Below are 18,397 nucleotides of genomic sequence, written 5' to 3'. Positions count from 1 at the left end.
CTTCGTGATCTAACCCCTGCCCATTCACGCCTTGATCGATTTGGGTATCGCGATACGGCTACTGGTCTTAATTTCGCGTAAAGCCAGACTGGACTGGATGGACGCAATACCCACCTGACGCCTGAGCACCTGTTCGATAAAGTCACTGTAGCTATCAAGGTCTTCTGCCAACACTTGCAGCACGTAATCGGCATCCCCGGTGATCTTGTGACAGGACAAGACTTCAGGCAGTTGAGCAATCACCGCCTCAAAATCATCGGGAGCGTGGTCGGCGTGGGTGGAAAAACGGATGTGCACGAACGCCATGATATCCAGCCCCAGCATTCGTCGATCAAGGTTCGCCTGATAGCCTTTAATCACACCCGCCTCCTCCATTCTCTTACGCCGCCTCCAACAAGGTGTCAGGCTTAACGACAAGCGCTCACTGAGTTCAGAGTTGGAAATACCCGCATCCTCCTGCAGCAACGCGAGAATCGCCAGGTCGGTGTCGTCGAGACTGATGCGTTTGGATGTTTTTTTCTGCATTACGTCATTCCTGAGTAAAAACGCCCGAATAATCCAGTAAACCACGAAAACAAAGCAAAGAAAGCGCGTCAGAGCCGGAACAGAATATTTGCACTGGCCCATATCAGCGGATGCGCACAATGTTTACAGTTTTCAGTGATTCCCACCGTTTGCACCACGGCACCGAATTGAAAGACGGCGTGCTCAAGCCGTCCTTCGAACAGCCCAGTCGGGCCGATACCGTCCACAATCGGGTCAAACAGGTAGGTCTTGGCCAGATCATCGAACCGCGAGCATTTGATCGGTCGTGCTATGTCAACGCCCACAGCGAGCGCTACGTAACTTTTCTGGAATCTGCCTGGTCTGAATGGTGCGCAACCGGGCGCACCCACGATGCGTTGCCGCTGGTATGGCCAGTGCGTGATCTGGCCAACGAGCAAGTCCCGACTTTCATCGACGGCAAACTGGGTTTCTACGCCATGGACGCCGGCTCGCCCATTACTGCCACCACCTGGCAAGCGGTAAAAACCAGTGCCGATATCGCACTGACCGGACTGGCGCTGATCGATGAAGGCCACGACAGTGCCTTTGCCCTATGCCGTCCGCCCGGCCATCACGCTGCACGTGAATACATGGGCGGCTATTGCTATCTGAACAACGCGGCCATTGCCGCACAACAGGCTATTACCCGAGGCGCCAAGCGTGTCGCGGTATTGGACGTCGACTTTCATCATGGCAACGGTACCCAGAATATTTTCTACGGGCGCAGTGACGTCATGTTTGTCTCGCTGCACGGCGACCCGACGGTGTCCTATCCGTACTACTCAGGCTACAGCCACGAAGTCGGCGCTGGTCACGGCGAAGGTTACAACCTGAACTATCCGCTGCCGAAGAACACCTCTTGGGAAAGCTACCGCAACGCCTTGCTTCACGCCTGCAAGAAACTCCAGCAATTTGCCCCTGACGTGCTGGTTATTTCACTGGGCGTCGACACCTTCAAGGACGACCCCATCAGCCACTTTTTGCTTGAAAGCGAAGACTTCATCGGCATCGGCGAGCTGATAGCCGGCGTGGGCTGCCCTGCCCTGTTTGTGATGGAGGGTGGCTACATGGTCGATGAAATCGGGATCAATGCAGTCAATGTGCTGCATGGTTACGAGAGCAAACGGGCCTGAAACTCCGCAAACCACTACCGTCAGTAGCCATTACATCTCTATCAAGGTCACGTGATTCCCACTTTTCTACCAAAACTCAAAAAACATAAAATCAAGAGGTTTTGTAATGAAATCGACTCCGTCCGAGCGGGTTGAACAGCCCGCGCTGCAGCGCACACTCAGCAATCGTCACATTCAGTTAATGGCCATGGGCGGTGCTATCGGGACAGGCCTGTTCATGGGTTCCGGGAAGATCATCGCCCTCTCCGGCACGTCGATCATCCTCATCTATATGATCATCGGTCTGTTCGTCTACTTCGTCATGCGTGCCATGGGCGAAATGTTACTTTCCAACTTGAGCTTCAATACCTTCGCTGATTTTGCCGGTGCCTATCTTGGCCCACGCGCAGCATTCTTTCTCGGCTGGTCATATTGGCTAAGCTGGAGCGTTGCAGTGATAGGTGATGCAGTCGTGGTGGGTGGATTTTTTCAGTATTGGTTCCCTGATGTACCCGCCTGGATACCAGCCATCGGCATGCTGATAACACTGTTCGCCTTGAACGTGCTGACTGTCAGGCTCTTCGGTGAAGTGGAGTTCTGGTTCGCGATCATCAAAATCATTGCCGTCGTTGCCCTGATTGGGGTGAGCATGGTGCTGATTGCCAGCTCCTTTGTCTCACCCAGTGGCGTCACCGCGTCCCTGAACAACTTGCTGGATAAACAGGGCGCATTCCCCAACGGCTTGTTCGGTTTCTTTGCCGGGTTTCAGATGGCGATTTTCTCATTTGCGGGCACCGAGCTGATCGGCACCGCAGCCGCCGAAACGCGCTCCCCCGAAAAGACCCTGCCTAAAGCCATCAACTCGATTCCGCTCAGAATCATCTTGTTTTATGTGCTGGCACTGGCCTGCATTATTGCAGTGACTTCCTGGCAACAGGTTTCACCCAACAAGAGCCCCTTCGTCGAGCTGTTTCTGGTTGCGGGGTTCCCCGCAGCAGCCGGTATTGTCAACTTTGTGGTGCTGACATCCGCCGCCTCATCGGCCAACAGTGGCGTATTTTCGTCCAGTCGGATGCTGTTCGGGCTGGCCAATCAGGACAACGCTCCGGGGGTTTTCCGGCGTCTGTCGAGCAACAGCGTGCCTCTGCTGAGTTTGGCGTTCACCACCTTGTTGATGCTGCTGGGCGTGTTGTTGCTGTTCATCGTTCCAGAAGTCATGACCGCCTTCACCATCGTCTCTACCGTGTCAGCAATTCTGGTGATTTTCACTTGGTCGACGATCCTCGCGTCGTACATTGCCTATCGCAATACTCGCCCTGACCTGCATGCAAAATCGACCTACAAGATGCCTGGCGGCGCGCCGATGGCCTGGTTCTCTTTGGCGTTTCTGGGCTTTGTTCTTTGTCTGCTGGCATTGAGACCAGACACCCGAATTGCCTTGATGGTCATGCCGGGGTGGTTCCTATGGTTGGCAATTGCTTACCAGTTGACCTGTTCCAGAAAACCCAAGCCCGTTGACAGTTCGGCAAATCAATACAAACGCGAAGGCTTGGTTTAAGGGCTATGGCTTACCGCCCTCGTAACTCCTGGCGCGGAACTCCAAGGAGTACGAGGGAAATCTTGTTGAGGTTCAGCGACCAAGCAATCTTTTCAGCACCAGTAGAGCAACAGCCCCGATTGCCAGTGCAGCAACCGGTTTTTCTTTGACGAATGTAGAAACGCTGTCCAGTGCGTCACCATAGGTTTGCGTCAGTTGACCCGCAGCCTGGCGTCCAGCGCCCTCAGCTTCCAACTTCGAATCACCAAAAAGCTTCCCGACTGCGCTCTGCGCTTTGCCAGCAACCTTTTCTACAACGCCTTCTACCTGTTCGCTCTTCATGATTAACCTTCGTGTGTGATTGGGTAACCCAGGAAAACCCCGGGCTTGAGGCAACGTGCAAAGCGTTAGGTGGACAGGCTTAGTGATTAGTTCAAAGTTGATGAAGCTCACTTGGTCCAGATCAACCGATAAGTCTTCTTCCCTGTAGCGGCATCGTGATAGGGATTTTCGCCCGGGACCTCTCGCGTGCGCACGCACGGGCGTCCCTCGCAGTCAATAATGGCAGCTTCACCACCCTGGCGTTTCAACGCTTCTATGTTTTGCTCAAGCACCGCTAACTCTCGTTGCCTTTGCGCAATCTCATCGGTGCTGGGGACCGCAAAGAAAAACAGCAACGCCAGAGGCAATACCACACCTAGATGAATGGCGAAGATGCTGAGCCAGAATCGACGCTTAAGGCTGTCACTGGCGGCCTGGTACTTTTGCGCCGCATCAAGCGCCGCGGCATCGGCCTGTCTGAACCTGCCAACCAACTGCTCGGCCGCCTTTGAAGCCACTGAATCTGCGATCTGCGCCGCTGAAGCGCCCAGTATCGTCGGAATCTGTTGCAGGCTCTGCTCAACACGTTTTTCCAGATAGCCAAGGCGCGCAATCGCCTGCTCAGCGGCTTTTCTGTCATTTTCCGCTGCGCTCATGATGCCCTTGGCAGCAACGGCCATGGCCCGCAGGCTGAGGTCATTCTCGTTCACGTGTTCGTCCATGGGTCATTACCTTCCATATTCGGGGCCGTCGCGGTGTTTGGGACGCTTCATGCTTCGCTCCAACGCAGGCACAGATCGCTCCAGCTGCGGACCGCTCATTTCCAGCTCCAGCCATTGCCTGTGCGGCATACTCAAATCACAGACGTCTCGCAGCTGAACAAAATGCATTGCTCCACCTGCGCCCATGACCAGAAGCACACCACCTGCGCCCACCGGGTCGTCAGCTTGAATATTGCGTAAAAATCGCAGGTATATCTGTGAACGCTCGCGCATCATCGGGTCCAGGCCGCGAACAGCTTCGCGCGCGGTTTGCTCCACGAGTCGTTCAAGGCTTCCCGCGGACAACGCCAAGTGTTCTTCGTCGAAGGCGTCCAGATAAGGCACGGCTCGCGAAACCAAAGGCGCGTCGGTGTCATTGGCGCCCACCTCCACATACCAGTGCAGGCTTCTGGACGTTTCGACCAATGCCTGATTCTCACCTGTAAGGGCGGCCATGAGTAAACGATGTCGCAGCCGTTCTTTTTTCAGGCTGGCGCCCTTCATCTTGAATTCGATCAAGCGCACGACACCTGGAAAGCTCAGCAGTACGTCAGCCAGCTCTTTGTCTGCAGGCGTCTGCTGTAGCAGGTTGACCACGCTTGGGATCGAGGTGTTTGCGTCTAGACATGACCGCACGGCGAATCCGAGACCGTACAGGAAGTTTCCTATCACGACGTTTTCATAGAGTTTCTTCGTTCGGTGACGTTTGTTCTGATGACCAACATCATCCTGATCTTGCTGGTTCAACGGCACTCCGTTACTCCTGATGCTTGGGATGAAGGACCTTATATATCTGCAAAACCACCCGCCTCACCGCCTCTTCAATCGTCCCTTCATTGCGACACATTACCCACCCCTGCTCCACAGCCGCTCGCTCAAACGCCTCGGTACACGCAACTTGCTCCTCCAGCTTAGACATCACCGTACTGCTCAACCCCCGCCGTCGTGCTACCGCCCGCGCCCAGGATATTTGCGCCGCGGTGACAACCCCCACGTGCAGGTCCGGCACTTGCACCTGCCGATTAATGTTCAGCTCAAGAATGTCTGCAAAGGGTATCAACCGACGAAACGCGGCATCAGACGGGTACCAGCGATCCATCAGGATGATGCTGTCAGGTGGCTGCGCGGCCAGTACGTTCCGAGTAATCCAGCTGCGGCTGTCGGCAAAGCGCTCACACACCTCAAGTTCCAGATCCCGGCTGGGATCTCGGGCGAACGTGTTAACCAGAGCCATCGTTTGCGCTCGACAGGGATCGCTCTTGCGCTCGCACAGTCGCACGACTTTTATGTTGTCGGCCCTCAACGCTGTCGTAACGGCCTCCAACAGCGTGGTTTTACCGGTGCCTTTGGGGCCATCCATCGAAATAAACAGCGCACGAGTCATACGGGCGCTGCATCATCGTTCAGGTTGTGCAGTTCCATGGGGCCTCGGGGTCTGAGCGTTTGGGCGAGTTGGCGTCCATTATGGGCAACCCTATTGCCCAATGCGAGGCTGGACTGGCCGACGCGCCCTCCCCGCGTCGACGGTCAGTCATTCAGCATCCGGCTTTCCGGCACACCAGCCTCGTACCTCAACGCCCATGGCGCAATCAACCGCTGCGGGGTCTGGCAGGCTTTGCGTTTAAACACGAAGTTGCGGCATTTCTCGGCAAACTGCTGGCGGTTTTCCACCATGTCGAGTCGCATCTGTGCCAGCTCCTGCTGGCGACAGCGTTCAACTTGCTGAGTATCCAGCATGGCTTTTCGCGTGCGTGCGTGAAGGTACTTATCATCGGTCAACGCACGGTCAGCCTCTTGCAAAAGCCACAGGCCGAATGCCTGCAGACAGCGGGGCCCGATGCCCTGAACCATGCCGTACTGCTGGGCCTGGATGGCGCTGATGGGCAGGCATTCTTCGGTGAGCTTATGCGCGATTTCGCTGCCCACCGCCCGTGGCAGGCTGTAGGTCCAGTATTCGGAGCCGTAGAGCCCCATGGTTTTGTAGTGCGGGTTGAGCACCACACCTTCGCGAGCCAATACAATGTCGGCGGCCAGCGCCAGCATCACGCCGCCTGCGCCTGCACTGCCGGTCAGGCCGCTGATCACCAGTTGCCTGGCGGTGAGCAGCTCCAGGCACACATCGTCGATGGCTTGAATGTTGGCCCAGGCTTCCAGCCCCGGCACTTCGGCGGCCTGGATGACGTTAAGGTGCACCCCATTGGAAAAACTGCCGCGCCCGCCCTTGATCAGCAACACTTGGGTATCTCGCGCCTTGGCCCAGCGCAACGCAGCGACCAGCCGCTGGCATTGTTCGGTGCTCATGGCGCCGTTGTAGAACTCGAACGTCAGTTCGCCGATGTGGCCGAACTCTTGGTAGCGAATGGGTTGATAGACCCGCTCGTTGAACGCCTGGCGGGCTATTGAGCTGTCCAGCACCGGAACGCCGGCCAGCCTTTGCGCCAGTACGTGCCGTGCCGGCAGCTTGAAGGTCTCCGGGCCTTTGGGTTTGAGCGAGCCGATCCACAGGCTGTGATCTCCGGCCGCCACCAGCACAGCGTCGTCCTGTACCGCAAGGATTTCTCCGGGAGTGCCCTGGCGGGCGTCCAAGTGCGCGTCGTAGAGGTAATATTGCCCGCCCAACAGGCTGGCCAACACGCCGGGTTGGCCATCGGCAGCGTCGATGCTGCGTTTGATAAAGCCTGCGCAATCGAACCAACTGAAGGTGCGGTCGGCCTGGGTCATGGTCGGCTGCAAGCGCCCGATGACGCCGGGTTGGGTGTAATCGAGCGGTGTGGGGACGAATCCCTTGGCGAATTTCGCCACGACGTCACGAATGCAAACCATCGCGGCGTCGCTCACCAGGCCGTTGTACAGCTCGGATTTGCGCACCTGGTCGGGCATGTCGAACTCACAGGTGGACCATATCGGTCCTGCATCCATTTCTTCCACCGCTTGCAAGGCGGTGACGCCCCAACGGCGAGCCTGCTGGGTGATAGCCCAATCCAGCGCACTGGCACCGCGGTCACCAACGATGCCTGGATGGATGATCACCACCGGGCGCTGCGGATGGCTCCATAGTTGGTGCGGCACACGGTCCTTCAGAAACGGGCAGATCACCAGGTCGGCGCCTGACGCCTCGACCTGCTGGCACACCGTGGCTTGATCGGTGAACACCACAACGCTGGGGTCGTGACCCGCCTGGCGCAGATCCAGCCAGGCTCGTTGGGTCAAACCGTTGAATGCCGATGATAACAACAGGATCTTGAGTGATCGCATGGCTGACTCTTCCTTGAGAATGTGCGACCAGAGCTGCTCGTTGAGCCGTCCCTGGCCATCGATAAGCGCCCAAGGTTATAGCGCGGGCCAGCACGGCCACCTGATCGAGATCAATAGTCGGGTTCTGTTGTTCTCAAGGTTCGGCCGGTGAAAGCGGCTTATATTTTCTGAATCACTGTGCAGCCCACTCATCAAATGAACATGCCCTGCTCGGGTACGCCTTGTTAACCGTAACGGAGCCACGTTCATGTTCGAGAAAGCGCATTACCTCATCAGTTTCATCCTCGACAACCAGCCACAAAGCCGCACGCTTGAGCACGATGCAGACACGCTGGCCCCGCAATGGGCCGAGTCCCTGCTCAGGCAGCGCTTCGCAGAGCTCAAGGACGCGAAATTGAGCGACGTCCAGGTGCAAAAGCGCAACAAGCCGGCCGATGAAGGCCATGACATCCCAGGGCATTACCAGCAGCCCTGATTTACGTATCAGAAAACCGCTGCCCGTTTATCAATCACTGAATATTCGGAGGACCTATGAACCCGACAACTCAAGGTTGGACCTGCGCCTGCCCAGGCTGCACCTGCCAGGTGACCCATGACACGCGTCACCAGCGCAACGGCAAAGCCTACTGCAGCCAGGCATGCGCCGACTTGCACCCCCAGGGTCAAGCGTGCCCCAGTGCCGATTGCCATTGCGAGTCGAATGTGAAGGTGCAAGACCGCGCTGTCAGCGATAGCCAGCTCGACGAGGCGATCGAAGAAACCTTTCCTGCGAGCGATCCCATATCGCCTTGATCATTCAGACCCATTAGGAAAACGGGGGCTGCATCGTGGCTCTAGGGTCTAGCAGTTGACAGCCCCCGGCAAAACTCAACAACCTGCACGTCTCACCGCCCTGCCCTGAGGCTGCCCTTGGACTATTTCACCGCGCTCACCGCCTTCATCGAAGCCGCCGAAGGCAACAATTTCTCGCGTGCCGCCGAACGCCTGGGGATCAAGGCCTCAACGGTTTCACGCTATGTGAAGGACCTCGAGCAGGACCTGGGCATCGCGCTGTTCAACCGCTCCACACGCACGCTGAATCTGACCGAAGGCGGTCAGACCTTCCTGATACACGCACGCAGGGTATTGGATGAACTGGAACACGCCAAAGCCGCCACGTCTGCGCTGAACCAGCATCCCCGGGGCGTGTTGAAACTCAACCTGCCGCCGGCGTTTGCTCGGCATCACATCCTGCCGGCGTTGAATGACTTTCTGGTGCGCTACCCGCAGATCAGCGTGGAACTGGTGCTGGATAACACCCAGGTCAATTTGATTCATGCCGGCGTCGACTTAGCCATACGCATTGGCGAGCTGGCCGATTCGACCCTCAAGGCACGCAAGCTCAGCGACGGCCACTACCGCTTGGTGGTCAGCCCGGCGTTTGGCATGCAGCACCCTCCTCCTTCCACGCCCACCGACCTGGCCGGTTTGCCTGCGGTGCTGGGCACGGCTACCACCGGCGATATCAGTTTTGTATCCGCCGGCCGCGCGTTCCCGTTGCAGCATGACGGCGTTATTCGAATCAATGACCTGGACGCGCAACTCATCGCCGTGCGCCAAGGCCTGGGCTTTGCGCTGCTGCCCGAATGGCTGGTGGCAAGAAGTATCGAGGCCGGCGACTTGGCAGTGTGGCTGCCCGAATGGCATATCCAGGGCGTGGAGCGGGCGTTTGCGGTGTGGTTTGTGTACCCGCCCAAGCGCATCGTATCGTCCAAGGTCCGGTGTTTTATCGACTTTATCGTTGAACGACTGGGCGAAACACCGGACTGGAAGTGACTCAACTGAAGCGGATATCCAGCGCACGCAGGTAGGTTTGCAGCCCCGCATCCTGAATCGGGATCAGGAACGCCTCGCTATCCGATTCATTAAAATGCGCATGCCAGTAACCCGGTGGCGTGACAAACGCCAGGCCGGGAGACCAGTCGACCCGCTGCGGGTTACGAATTTGCCCATCCGCGTCCAGCTCGGTGCCCACCAATGAATAACAGCCCGTGGGGCAATCAATAATGAAGTCCAGTGCAATCGACTGATGCCGATGGGGTTTCTGCACCGATCCCGCCGGCAGAATCCCGTACATGGCCCACAGCACGTGGGTCACCGTGCGCGTCTGCGGGAAATGACGGTTGCCCAGCAGGATGCTGATGCGGCTGCGGTCCTGTGCCCTGGGATCATCGGCCGCTTCACGCAACTTCGCGTTGGCCAGTGCTGCTGGGTACAGGGTCGGCGCAAAGCGATCGGCGCGGGGTGTCACCCCCAGGTAACGCAGCAACGGCTCATCGTGCACATAGTAAAGACGTGCATCCTCGCGGGCACTGAAGTGCGCTTGCTGTAATCCCGGCAGGGCGATAAAGCAGCCCTTGGACCATTGAATCTCATACTCCCCCTGAACCACGCTACCCTCCCCGGCAATCACGTAGAACACCTGGGAAGTGGCGTTGGGTTGCAGGGTCAGCGTGTCGCCACGGTTAAGGCGCATGAAGTTCGCGCTTAGCCCGGGGCCTGTCGCAGGGCCTTCGCAGCCCAAGGCGTCGCTGAGGTCCAGCGGTACCACGCGGGAGGGGCCATTGTCATACAGCGAGGCCGGAAAGCTGTGGTAGGGAATGCGGGGAATCAGGTTGGCACTGATGGGATTCGCCGCCTTGCTGTACTCGAAGTACTCGGCGTCCACTTGGTTGATATCCGTCAGTGCGGGGTCGAATTCACGGTTCATCAGGCTCACCTCAGTCTTGGGCTGGATCGCGCAGCACGGTTGAAGCGCTGCACGGGCTAAGTGGACTATAGGCATTGCCCACTGGCGGATGAATGCCTGTAACGGCACAGCAGTTATGCGAAACGGGGCAGTTAACGCAATTGGAACCAGGTGGTTTTCAACTGGGTGTACTTATCAAACGAATGCAGCGACAAATCGCGCCCGAACCCCGACTGTTTGCCGCCGCCAAACGGCACGGTCACGTCCAGGGCGTCAATGGTGTTGACCGACACGGTACCAGCATTCAGGGCACGCGCCACGCGATGCGCACGGTTCAGGTCATCACTCCACACCGATGCCGCCAGGCCGTAGACGCTGTCGTTGGCTTGCTGTATCGCCTGTTCTTCGGTATCGAAGGCACTCACCGCCAGCACGGGGCCAAACACCTCATCACGGGACAGGCGCATGTCAGCGGTGACGTTGGCAAATATCGTCGGCTGGATGAAGTTTGAACAACCCTCGATGTTCAACTGTTGGCCACCGCTCAACAGCGTGGCGCCTTCTGCGCGAGCCTGCCCGATGGCTTGCATGATGCGTGCGGTTTGCCCGCTGTCGACAATTGCACCGGCGGCGCTGGCGGGGTTCAGTGGGTTGCAGGGCATCCAGGCGTGGGATTTATCGATCAGGCGCTCGATGAACTCGTCGTGGATGCAGCGTTGCACATAGAGGCGCGAATTCGCCGAACACACCTCGCCCTGGTTGAAGAATATCCCGAAGGCCGCCTTCTCCGCCGCCAGGTCCAGGTCCTGACAGTCTGCAAACACCAGGTTCGGGCTCTTGCCTCCACACTCCAGCCACACCTGCTTGAGGTTGGACTGCGCGGAGTACTGCATGAAGTACTTGCCCACTTGGGTCGAACCGGTAAATACCAGGCAATCGACGTCCGGGTGCAACCCCAGTGCCTTGCCGGCGCCCTCGCCCATGCCTGGCACCACGTTCAGCACGCCCTCGGGGACGCCCGACTCGAGCGCCAGTTGGGCCAGGCGCAGGGCGGAAAACGGCGATTGCTCAGCGGGCTTGAGTACCACGCTATTGCCTGCCGCCAAGGCGGGTGCCAATTTCCAGGCGGCCATGTCCAGCGGAAAATTCCACGGCACCACCGCTGCAATCACGCCCAATGCTTCGCGGGTGATGGTCGCCAACGCGTTGGCGGCGGTCGGGGCGACCTGATCGTAGAGCTTGTCCAGAGCTTCACCGTACCAGGCGAAAACATGGGCCGCGCCGGGTACGTCGACGTTATAGGCGTCCATTACCGGCTTGCCCATGTTCAGGGAGTCCAGCAGTGCGAGTTCTTCGCGGTGGGTCATCAACAGGTCGGCGAGTTTGATCAGGACTTTTTTGCGTTCGCCTGGAGGCATGCGCCGCCAGGGGCCGTTGTCAAAGGCGCGGCGTGCGGAGCGTACTGCCAGGTCGACCTCCGCTGCACCGCAGGCGGCGACCTGCGCAAGCAAGCGGTTGGTCGCCGGGTTGATGGTGTCGAAGGTCGCCCCGCAGAGTGCACCTACGGGCTGGCCGTCGATCAGGGCGGTGCTGATGAAGGTTTGGCGGGCAGCGCGTTGCTGCCAATAGTCGAGGTTGAACATGCTGTACTCCTGAATTGGGCCGTAAGGCTTTTGTAGGAGCGAGCTTGCTCGCGAAAAACTCAAGGGCGCCGCGTTCATCCAGGAAGAACGCGTTATCGTTGACGTTTTTCGCGAGCAAGCTCGCTCCTACGGATGAACCGAGGTGGGGCCTGTTCATTCGGCCATTTGCAGCTCCGGCATGCGTACCCGGAACCCACGCGTGACGCAGAACAAACACAGCAGCCCCAGGGCCATCCAGCACAGGCCGATGGTGAACGACAGGCCGGACAGGCTCGTCCACAACCACAGCGTGCTGAGAAACCCCAGGCCCGGCAGGGCGGCGTACAGCAGATAGTTGCGTGTACCGCGCAGCTTCTGGTCGCCCAAGTAATGCTTGATCACGGCCAGGTTCACCGCCGAAAACGCGAACAGCGCGCCAAAGCTGATCATGTTGGCCACGGTGTCCAGGCTGATGAACAGGGCAATCAGCGAAAACAGGCTGACCAGCATGATCGCGTTGGCCGGCACGCGTTTTTTCGTCACCAGCTTGCCGAATACCCTGGGCAATGCGCCGTCGCGGCCCATGGCGAACAGCACGCGGGACACGCTGGCCTGGGAGACCATCGCGGAGGCGAAACAGCCCGCCACATAGGTGGCGGTAAACGCACTCACCAGTAGCTCGCCGCCGACCCGGCGCATCACATCGACCGAAGCCGAGTCGGGATCGGCAAAACTATTCCATTCCGGGAAGACCATCTGGGCGCAATACGACACCACCAAAAACAGCAACCCACCGATCAGCGACACCGCCATGATCGCCTGCGGAATGGTACGACGCGGGTCAGGTGTCTCCTCAGCCATGGTCGACACGGCATCAAACCCCAGGAACGACAAGCACAGCACCGCCGCGCCGGTCATGATCAGCGGCACGCTGAAACCTTCATGGTGAAACGGCTTGAGCAGCGACACCGGCTCGGCTTGCCCGCTGAGGTTGTGGATCGACGACCCCACGAACACCACGATGAACACCAGTTGGGCCACGATCAGCACCCAATTGACCCGGGTAATCGACTCGATACCCACTAGATTCAGCGCCGTCACCAGGGCAATGGAGCCCAATACCCATACCGCGGTGGGCACGGTAGGAAAGTATTCGGACAAGTAGATGCCGATCAGCAAATAGCTGAGCAGCGGCAGGAAGATGTAGTCCAGCAGCAAGGTCCAGCCGGCGATAAAGCCGAAGGAGGCGCCAAACGCCTTGCGCGTATAGGTGTAGACCGAGCCCGAATACGGGTGCGCCTTGACCATGCACCCATAGCTGTAGGCCGTCAGCAGCATGGCAGCCAGGGTCAACAGGTAGGCGGTGGGCAGGTGCCCCTTGGTCATTTGGGTCACCAGACCGTACGTGGTGAACACCGCCAGCGGCACCATATACGCCAGCCCGAACAGTACAAGCCCGACAAGGCCCAGGGGTTGTCGAAAGCGGCGCGATGAGGTTGGTTGGGTTGGGGTTTGATGGACGGGAGTATCGGCTACGTTTGTTATTGTATTCATTGCTGACTCCTGGAAAGTGGAATGCAGGGCGCCGCGGCGTTCGATCAAATCGACACCTTTGATGAGTCATCCATTGGGAGCGGTGGGCAGGCCGCTATGGGCCGCCCACCCTGTTCAACCGAAGCGGCACGCGGGGGCTCAGCCCTTCACAGTTTTCCCGCGATCCGTGCGGTGCGGTCCACCGCAATGCGGGTCTTGTCGACCAGTTCATCGAGCTCCGCGCGGCTGGCTACCAGGGCCGGCGCCATGATCATGCGGCCCAGGGTCGAGCGAATGATCACGCCTTCTTCAAAGCCAAAAGTGCGGCATTGCCAGGCCAGGTCGTTTTCATTGGCAAAGCGTTTGCGCGTGCCTTTGTCCTCGACAAACTGCAAGGCTGCCAGCAGGCCGGTGCCTTGGATCTCGCCGATCAGCGGGTGGTTGCCAAAGACTTCGTGCAGGAGCTTGTGCAAATACGGCCCGGTGTCGTCCTTTACCTGGCGCACGATCCCTTCGTCACGCAAGGCCTTGAGGTTGGCCAGGGCCACCGCCGCCGCAACCGGGTGCCCGGAATACGTCAGTCCATGAGCAAACACCCCGCCCCGCTCTACCAGGGCTTCGGCCATGCGCTTGCTCAATACCAAACCGCCCATGGGCAGGTAACCTGAGGTCAGGCCCTTGGCGATCGACAACGTGTCGGGTTCGAAGCCGAAATGCTGATGGGCAAACCACTCACCTGTACGACCGAAACCGCCAATCACTTCATCAGCGCACAGCAGCACATCGTATTGGCGACAGATACGCTGGATCTCTGGCCAGTAGCTTTCTGGCGGAAAAATCATGCCGCCGGCGCCCTGGAAAGGTTCAGCGATAAAACCGGCGACGTTTTGCGCGCCCAACTCCAGAATTTTTTCTTCCAGTTGCAGGGCGCAGCGCCGCCCGAACTCGGCCGGAGTCAAGTCACCGCCCTGGGCGTACCAATAAGGCTCGTCAATGTGCGCGACGTCCGGGATCAAGCCGCCCATTTCATGCATGAATTTCATGCCGCCCAGGGCAGACGCCGCCAGGGTGGAGCCGTGATAGCCGTTCCAGCGACCGATCATGATCTTCTTCTGCGGCTTGCCGAGCACTTGCCAGTAGCGGCGTACGGTGCGGATCAGCACCTCATTGGCTTCGGAACCGGAGTTGGTGTAGATCACATGGCTGTAGTGCCCTGGCAACAGGCTGAACAGCAACTCGGAAAGCTCGATCACCGCCGGATGGGTGGTGTGAAAGAACATGTTGTAGTACGCCAACTGATCCATCTGCGCAGCAGCCGCAGCCGTCAGGTCCTTGCGCCCATAACCCAGCTGCGTGCACCACAGGCCCGACATCCCGTCCAGGTAACGCTTACCCTCGCTGTCCCACAGGTACAGGCCCTCACCGCGAACCATTACGCGCGGGCCTTCGGTATTCAGCGCCTTTTGATCCACAAAGGCATGGATATGGTGGGCCGCGTCCGAGGCTTGGTAGTCCTGGGTCTGGCGTTGCGGTTCAAAGGGTAGGTTCATGGCTTTTTCTCTTGTTGTGGGTGGTCATGCAGCCGGTCAACGGCCTTTGCTCATGTAGCGTTCGAGGGGGTCTTTGCTCAGCCCGCCCTGGGCCTCGGCCAACGAGTCGATAAACAGGGAAAACAGTTCCGATTGCGTGCCGATGTCGAGCTTGCTGTAGATGTGCTTGCGGTGGGACTTGATGGTGTCTTCGGAGACCCCAAGGCGCTCGGCCAGCGAACGTGTGGAGTGGCCGCGCAGGATCAACTGGGTGATCCGGCATTCGCGTTCGGTGAGCAGCGAGGAGCCGAAGTTGTTGAGTGCCGAGTGAATACGCTGTTCCAACAGGCTTTCGAAACGCGCGCCCTGAGTCTCCAGGCCGACGAAGTGCTTGCCCAGCACCGCCAGTACCCAAGGTGCTATGCGCTTGAATTGCTCGGTGGTGTCCGCGTCGAGCTTCTGCGTAAAGGCCAGCGACACCGCCAGGCTCAAGCCGTTGCTGGCCTGCAGGATGTAGTTGAGCTCATCCTCCAGGTGCGAATGCCGGTAAAACGACTGGTAGTACTCGCTGTGCTCAAAGTGGTCGGGGGCCACATCGGCGAGGTCGTAGCAGCCGGAAGTGGCGCCCTCCACGCAGGCGCCGTAGAACGGGTCGAGCAAGTAAAAACCGGAGAGGTACTGGCGCACATTGCCCTGGGGCAGCCATGGCCCGTCCAGTTCGAACAATGCGCTGGGCATGCCGTCGTGGGGGTACAGGTACAAGGTCGTGGCCTGAATGGGGCGGATACACCCCAGGGCATCGAACAACGTGGCGGCAAACCCCGCGTGCCCGATGCTCTCGGTCACCCTGGCTATCTGTTCGAACCACTGGGCTGAAGACAGTCGATCATTATCCACTTCGAAGACTCGCCGTCATAACGGTTGGGTGCGACACCAGATCACTGGCGCCGGGGACTGAAGTGATAGTCCCACACCCGCAAAGTCATCGAAATCACCCCTTAGGGTGAGGGGGTGCGCTGGAACCTCGGAATCGCCAAGCCCAGGCTTTCGCGCAAGGTCGAGCCCTCGTAGGCCGTGCGATAAACACCGCGCTCTTGCAGCAAAGGGATCACCTCCTGAGTAAAGCGATCAAATTGCCCAGGGTGCCCGATGTAGATATTGAACCCGTCCACCGCCCGTGCCTCGAACCAATCCGCCATTTTCTGCGCCACCGTGGCCGCGCTGCCCACGAACGCGCCTGGGCGCAATTGCCGGCCAAATTCGACGGCCTGGCGCAGGCTGAAGCCCTGCTCCCGCGCCTGGTCGGCGATGCGTTTGGCAGCGGTGAAAAAACTGCTGCGCGCGGCCTCCAGGCTCTCTTGCGGGAACGGCGCATCCAGGTCGTATTGGCTGAAATCATGCCAGCCAAAATTGCGCCCGAACTCCTTGAGTGCCAGCGCAAAACTGTGGTCGAGCTGATGGTAGTGCTGCTCGATTTCCCGGGCATGGGCATCGGTGTCGCCCACATAAATTTCCGCACCGGGCATGATCAGTACCTGTTCCGGATCGCGCCCCCGTTGTGCCGCCCTGCCCTTGATATCCCGGTAAAACGCCTGGCCCTGCTCGATACTGGCCGCGTGGGTGAAGATCACATCGGCAGTGGCGGCGCCCAGGTCGCGGCCTTGCTCCGAGTCGCCGGCCTGGAAAATCACCGGCTGGCCTTGGGGCGAGCGCTGGATATTCAGCGGGCCCACCACCGAGAAGTGTTCGCCCTGGTGATTCAGGCTGTGCAGCTTGCTCGGGTCGAGAAACTGCCCAGTGGCACGGTTGCGCACAAACGCATCGTCTTCGTAAGAGTTCCACAGCCCCTGCACCACCTGAACGTGTTCGGCGGCACGCCCGTAGCGGGTGGCATAGTCGTAATGTTCGTCGCGGCTGTAATTGCCGGCGGTACCGGCATCGCCACTGGTCACCACGTTCCAGCCGGCGCGGCCTTTGCTGATCAGGTCCAGGGAGGCGAGGCGCCGGGCGACGTTATAGGGCGAGTTATACGAGGTGGTCAGCGTACCGACCAGGCCGATATGCCGCGTGCTCACGGCCAGTGCCGACAGCAAGGTCAGCGGCTCCAGGCGATTGAGGTAATGGGAAGGCGAGCCTTCGGTGATGAACTGGCTGTCGACGATGAACAGCAGGTCGAACAGCGCCGCCTCGGCCTGGCGCGCTATCTCGATGTACCAATCGACGTTGACGCTGGCATCGGCCGGCAATTGCGGATCAAGCCACAGGTTATGGCGGCGCGGCCCACCGCAGCCCATGGTCAGGGCGCCCAGTTTGAGCTGTCTTTTAGTCATTGCGCAGTAGTCCTTCAAGCGGTCAGGGCTGGGTGGTGGCGACGGCGGGCTGCAAGGCGGCTGCAAATGAAGGGTCGAACAACGTGGCGGCCGAGTAAGACTTGACCAGGCCCAGGCCGGCAAAAAAGTCCACGGTCTTTTGCGCCTCGATGGGCGCCTGAGGCGTCAGCGGCTCGACGGTGGTGCGTGCGCGGGCAAACCAGACGCGAGCGATGTCGGCATCAGCGCGGGTGCGCTTGGCCCAGGCATCGGCATACGCGTTGGCGTTGGCCGGGCTTTGGCGGGCCCAGTCGCGGGCTTTTTTCAGGCGCTGGAGGAAGTCGCTGATGGGTTCACGCTTGGCCTCGACAGCACTGGCGTTGGCGGCAATGAAACTCTGGGCCGGGATCAAGTCTTCAGCGGTTGCCAGCACCCGCGCACCTTGGCGTTCCTGTTGCGTGACGTAGGGTTCCCAGGTGGCGATCACGTCAACTGCACCGCCTTCCAGCGCGTGGGAGGCATCCAGGGCGCTGAGGTAGCGCCATTGCAGCGAATCCCGCGCAACCCCGGCCTTGTCCAGTGCGGTCAGCAACAGTTGCTGGCTCCAGGAACCTTTCCAGATCGCAGCGCGCTTGCCTGCCAGATCGGCCAGGCTGTGGATCGACGAGTCTTTTTTTACCAGGATGGCTACGCCGTCGAGATTTTGCCGGCTGACGGCAATCACCTTGATCGGTGCACCCAAGGCGCCCAGGAACAACACCGGGGCATCCCCGAGCAGGCCCAGGTCCAGGCTGCCGACGTTGAGCGCTTCGGCCACCGGCGACCCGGCGGTGAACTGCTTCCAGTCCAGCGTGTAAGGCAGGTCATCGAGCACCCCCGCCGCTTCCATCACGGCCTGCGCGTTGTAGCTCTGGTCGCCGACCACCAGGGTTTGCGCCTGCGCCGTCAGGCACAGCAAAGAGGCGGCCAACCCGGCCGCCAGGGTTTTGAGGTAACGCACGTTCGTCTCCAGATGCCTTGTGGGGCATTCAAGTCGATCCGCACGCACGGTCTCGGTTTTAAAAAGCTTTTATCTGTGGCGAGGGAGCTTGCTCCCGCTGGGCAGCGTAGCGGCCCCATGCTCCGGACAAAGAGCAGGGCCGCT

The 18,397-nt window shown here is 59.3% G+C and carries 18 protein-coding genes; 5 read left to right on the top strand and 13 right to left on the bottom strand.

Annotated elements, in window-relative coordinates:
* Positions 1-24 precede the first annotated feature (24 nt).
* Positions 25-525 carry an Lrp/AsnC family transcriptional regulator gene (locus AC1RAC_RS00310; protein WP_054898499.1) on the bottom strand — a complete coding sequence of 167 codons (501 nt, stop codon included), beginning with the start codon at positions 523-525 and terminating at the stop codon, positions 25-27.
* Between the two features lie 119 nt (positions 526-644).
* On the opposite strand from AC1RAC_RS00310, the gene AC1RAC_RS00305 reads away from it, so the two are divergent.
* Both AC1RAC_RS00305 and AC1RAC_RS00300 read left to right on the top strand, forming a co-directional pair.
* The gene (locus AC1RAC_RS00305; protein WP_060764733.1) at positions 645-1,679 is read left to right on the top strand and encodes a histone deacetylase family protein; all 1,035 of its coding nucleotides are present in this window, start codon (positions 645-647) and stop codon (positions 1,677-1,679) included.
* Positions 1,680-1,785: 106 nt separating this feature from the next.
* On the top strand, positions 1,786-3,216 hold the full coding sequence (locus AC1RAC_RS00300) for an amino acid permease (RefSeq protein WP_492615984.1): 1,431 nt from the start codon (positions 1,786-1,788) through the stop codon (positions 3,214-3,216).
* Between the two features lie 72 nt (positions 3,217-3,288).
* On the opposite strand, the gene AC1RAC_RS00295 is transcribed toward AC1RAC_RS00300, so the two are convergent.
* From AC1RAC_RS00295 to AC1RAC_RS00275, 5 genes are all read right to left on the bottom strand, one after another.
* Complete coding sequence (locus AC1RAC_RS00295; protein ID WP_014718439.1) at positions 3,289-3,537, bottom strand: CsbD family protein; 249 nt, start codon at positions 3,535-3,537, stop codon at positions 3,289-3,291.
* Between the two features lie 107 nt (positions 3,538-3,644).
* The gene (locus AC1RAC_RS00290) at positions 3,645-4,238 is read right to left on the bottom strand and encodes a hypothetical protein (RefSeq protein ID WP_072446665.1); all 594 of its coding nucleotides are present in this window, start codon (positions 4,236-4,238) and stop codon (positions 3,645-3,647) included.
* A 6-nt stretch (positions 4,239-4,244) separates the two neighbouring features.
* Positions 4,245-5,024: a hypothetical protein gene (locus AC1RAC_RS00285; RefSeq protein WP_492615983.1), complete on the bottom strand. Its 780-nt coding sequence runs from the start codon at positions 5,022-5,024 to the stop codon at positions 4,245-4,247.
* A gap of 10 nt (positions 5,025-5,034) precedes the next feature.
* A complete protein-coding gene (locus AC1RAC_RS00280) occupies positions 5,035-5,661 on the bottom strand; it encodes a dTMP kinase (RefSeq protein WP_252950486.1) in 627 nt (208 codons plus the stop codon).
* A gap of 143 nt (positions 5,662-5,804) precedes the next feature.
* Positions 5,805-7,532 carry a hydrogenase maturation protein gene (locus AC1RAC_RS00275; RefSeq protein ID WP_492615982.1) on the bottom strand — a complete coding sequence of 576 codons (1,728 nt, stop codon included), beginning with the start codon at positions 7,530-7,532 and terminating at the stop codon, positions 5,805-5,807.
* Positions 7,533-7,779: 247 nt separating this feature from the next.
* Between AC1RAC_RS00275 and AC1RAC_RS00270 the strand changes: the two genes are divergently transcribed.
* The 3 genes from AC1RAC_RS00270 to AC1RAC_RS00260 all read left to right on the top strand — a co-directional run bounded on the left by AC1RAC_RS00270 (position 7,780) and on the right by AC1RAC_RS00260 (position 9,347).
* Complete coding sequence (locus AC1RAC_RS00270; protein WP_181124342.1) at positions 7,780-8,007, top strand: hypothetical protein; 228 nt, start codon at positions 7,780-7,782, stop codon at positions 8,005-8,007.
* Positions 8,008-8,063: 56 nt separating this feature from the next.
* Complete coding sequence (locus AC1RAC_RS00265; RefSeq protein ID WP_034127423.1) at positions 8,064-8,324, top strand: metallothionein; 261 nt, start codon at positions 8,064-8,066, stop codon at positions 8,322-8,324.
* 117 nt (positions 8,325-8,441) lie between these two features.
* The gene (locus tag AC1RAC_RS00260) at positions 8,442-9,347 is read left to right on the top strand and encodes a LysR family transcriptional regulator (protein ID WP_492615981.1); all 906 of its coding nucleotides are present in this window, start codon (positions 8,442-8,444) and stop codon (positions 9,345-9,347) included.
* Between the two features lies 1 nt (position 9,348).
* Here AC1RAC_RS00260 and AC1RAC_RS00255 read toward each other — a convergent pair whose 3' ends face one another.
* From AC1RAC_RS00255 to AC1RAC_RS00225, 7 genes are all read right to left on the bottom strand, one after another.
* Positions 9,349-10,281, bottom strand: a complete 933-nt coding sequence (locus AC1RAC_RS00255; protein ID WP_492615980.1) for a cupin — start codon at positions 10,279-10,281, stop codon at positions 9,349-9,351.
* Positions 10,282-10,412: 131 nt separating this feature from the next.
* Positions 10,413-11,903, bottom strand: coding sequence for an aldehyde dehydrogenase (locus tag AC1RAC_RS00250; RefSeq protein WP_492615979.1), 1,491 nt, complete (start codon positions 11,901-11,903; stop codon positions 10,413-10,415).
* A gap of 153 nt (positions 11,904-12,056) precedes the next feature.
* Positions 12,057-13,436 carry an APC family permease gene (locus tag AC1RAC_RS00245; protein ID WP_054918927.1) on the bottom strand — a complete coding sequence of 460 codons (1,380 nt, stop codon included), beginning with the start codon at positions 13,434-13,436 and terminating at the stop codon, positions 12,057-12,059.
* A gap of 146 nt (positions 13,437-13,582) precedes the next feature.
* Entirely contained in the window at positions 13,583-14,965 is a 1,383-nt protein-coding gene (locus tag AC1RAC_RS00240; protein ID WP_200583338.1) for an aspartate aminotransferase family protein, read from the bottom strand.
* Positions 14,966-15,001: 36 nt separating this feature from the next.
* The gene (locus AC1RAC_RS00235; RefSeq protein ID WP_057975945.1) at positions 15,002-15,841 is read right to left on the bottom strand and encodes a helix-turn-helix transcriptional regulator; all 840 of its coding nucleotides are present in this window, start codon (positions 15,839-15,841) and stop codon (positions 15,002-15,004) included.
* Between the two features lie 101 nt (positions 15,842-15,942).
* Complete coding sequence (locus tag AC1RAC_RS00230; RefSeq protein WP_492615978.1) at positions 15,943-17,274, bottom strand: LLM class flavin-dependent oxidoreductase; 1,332 nt, start codon at positions 17,272-17,274, stop codon at positions 15,943-15,945.
* 22 nt (positions 17,275-17,296) lie between these two features.
* The gene (locus tag AC1RAC_RS00225) at positions 17,297-18,253 is read right to left on the bottom strand and encodes an ABC transporter substrate-binding protein (RefSeq protein ID WP_034127415.1); all 957 of its coding nucleotides are present in this window, start codon (positions 18,251-18,253) and stop codon (positions 17,297-17,299) included.
* Positions 18,254-18,397: the final 144 nt, after the last annotated feature.

The sequence above is a fragment of the Pseudomonas sp. GW823-FHT02F05 genome (genome assembly GCF_058797315.1).
This window is presented reverse-complemented; position numbering and strand designations above follow the sequence as displayed.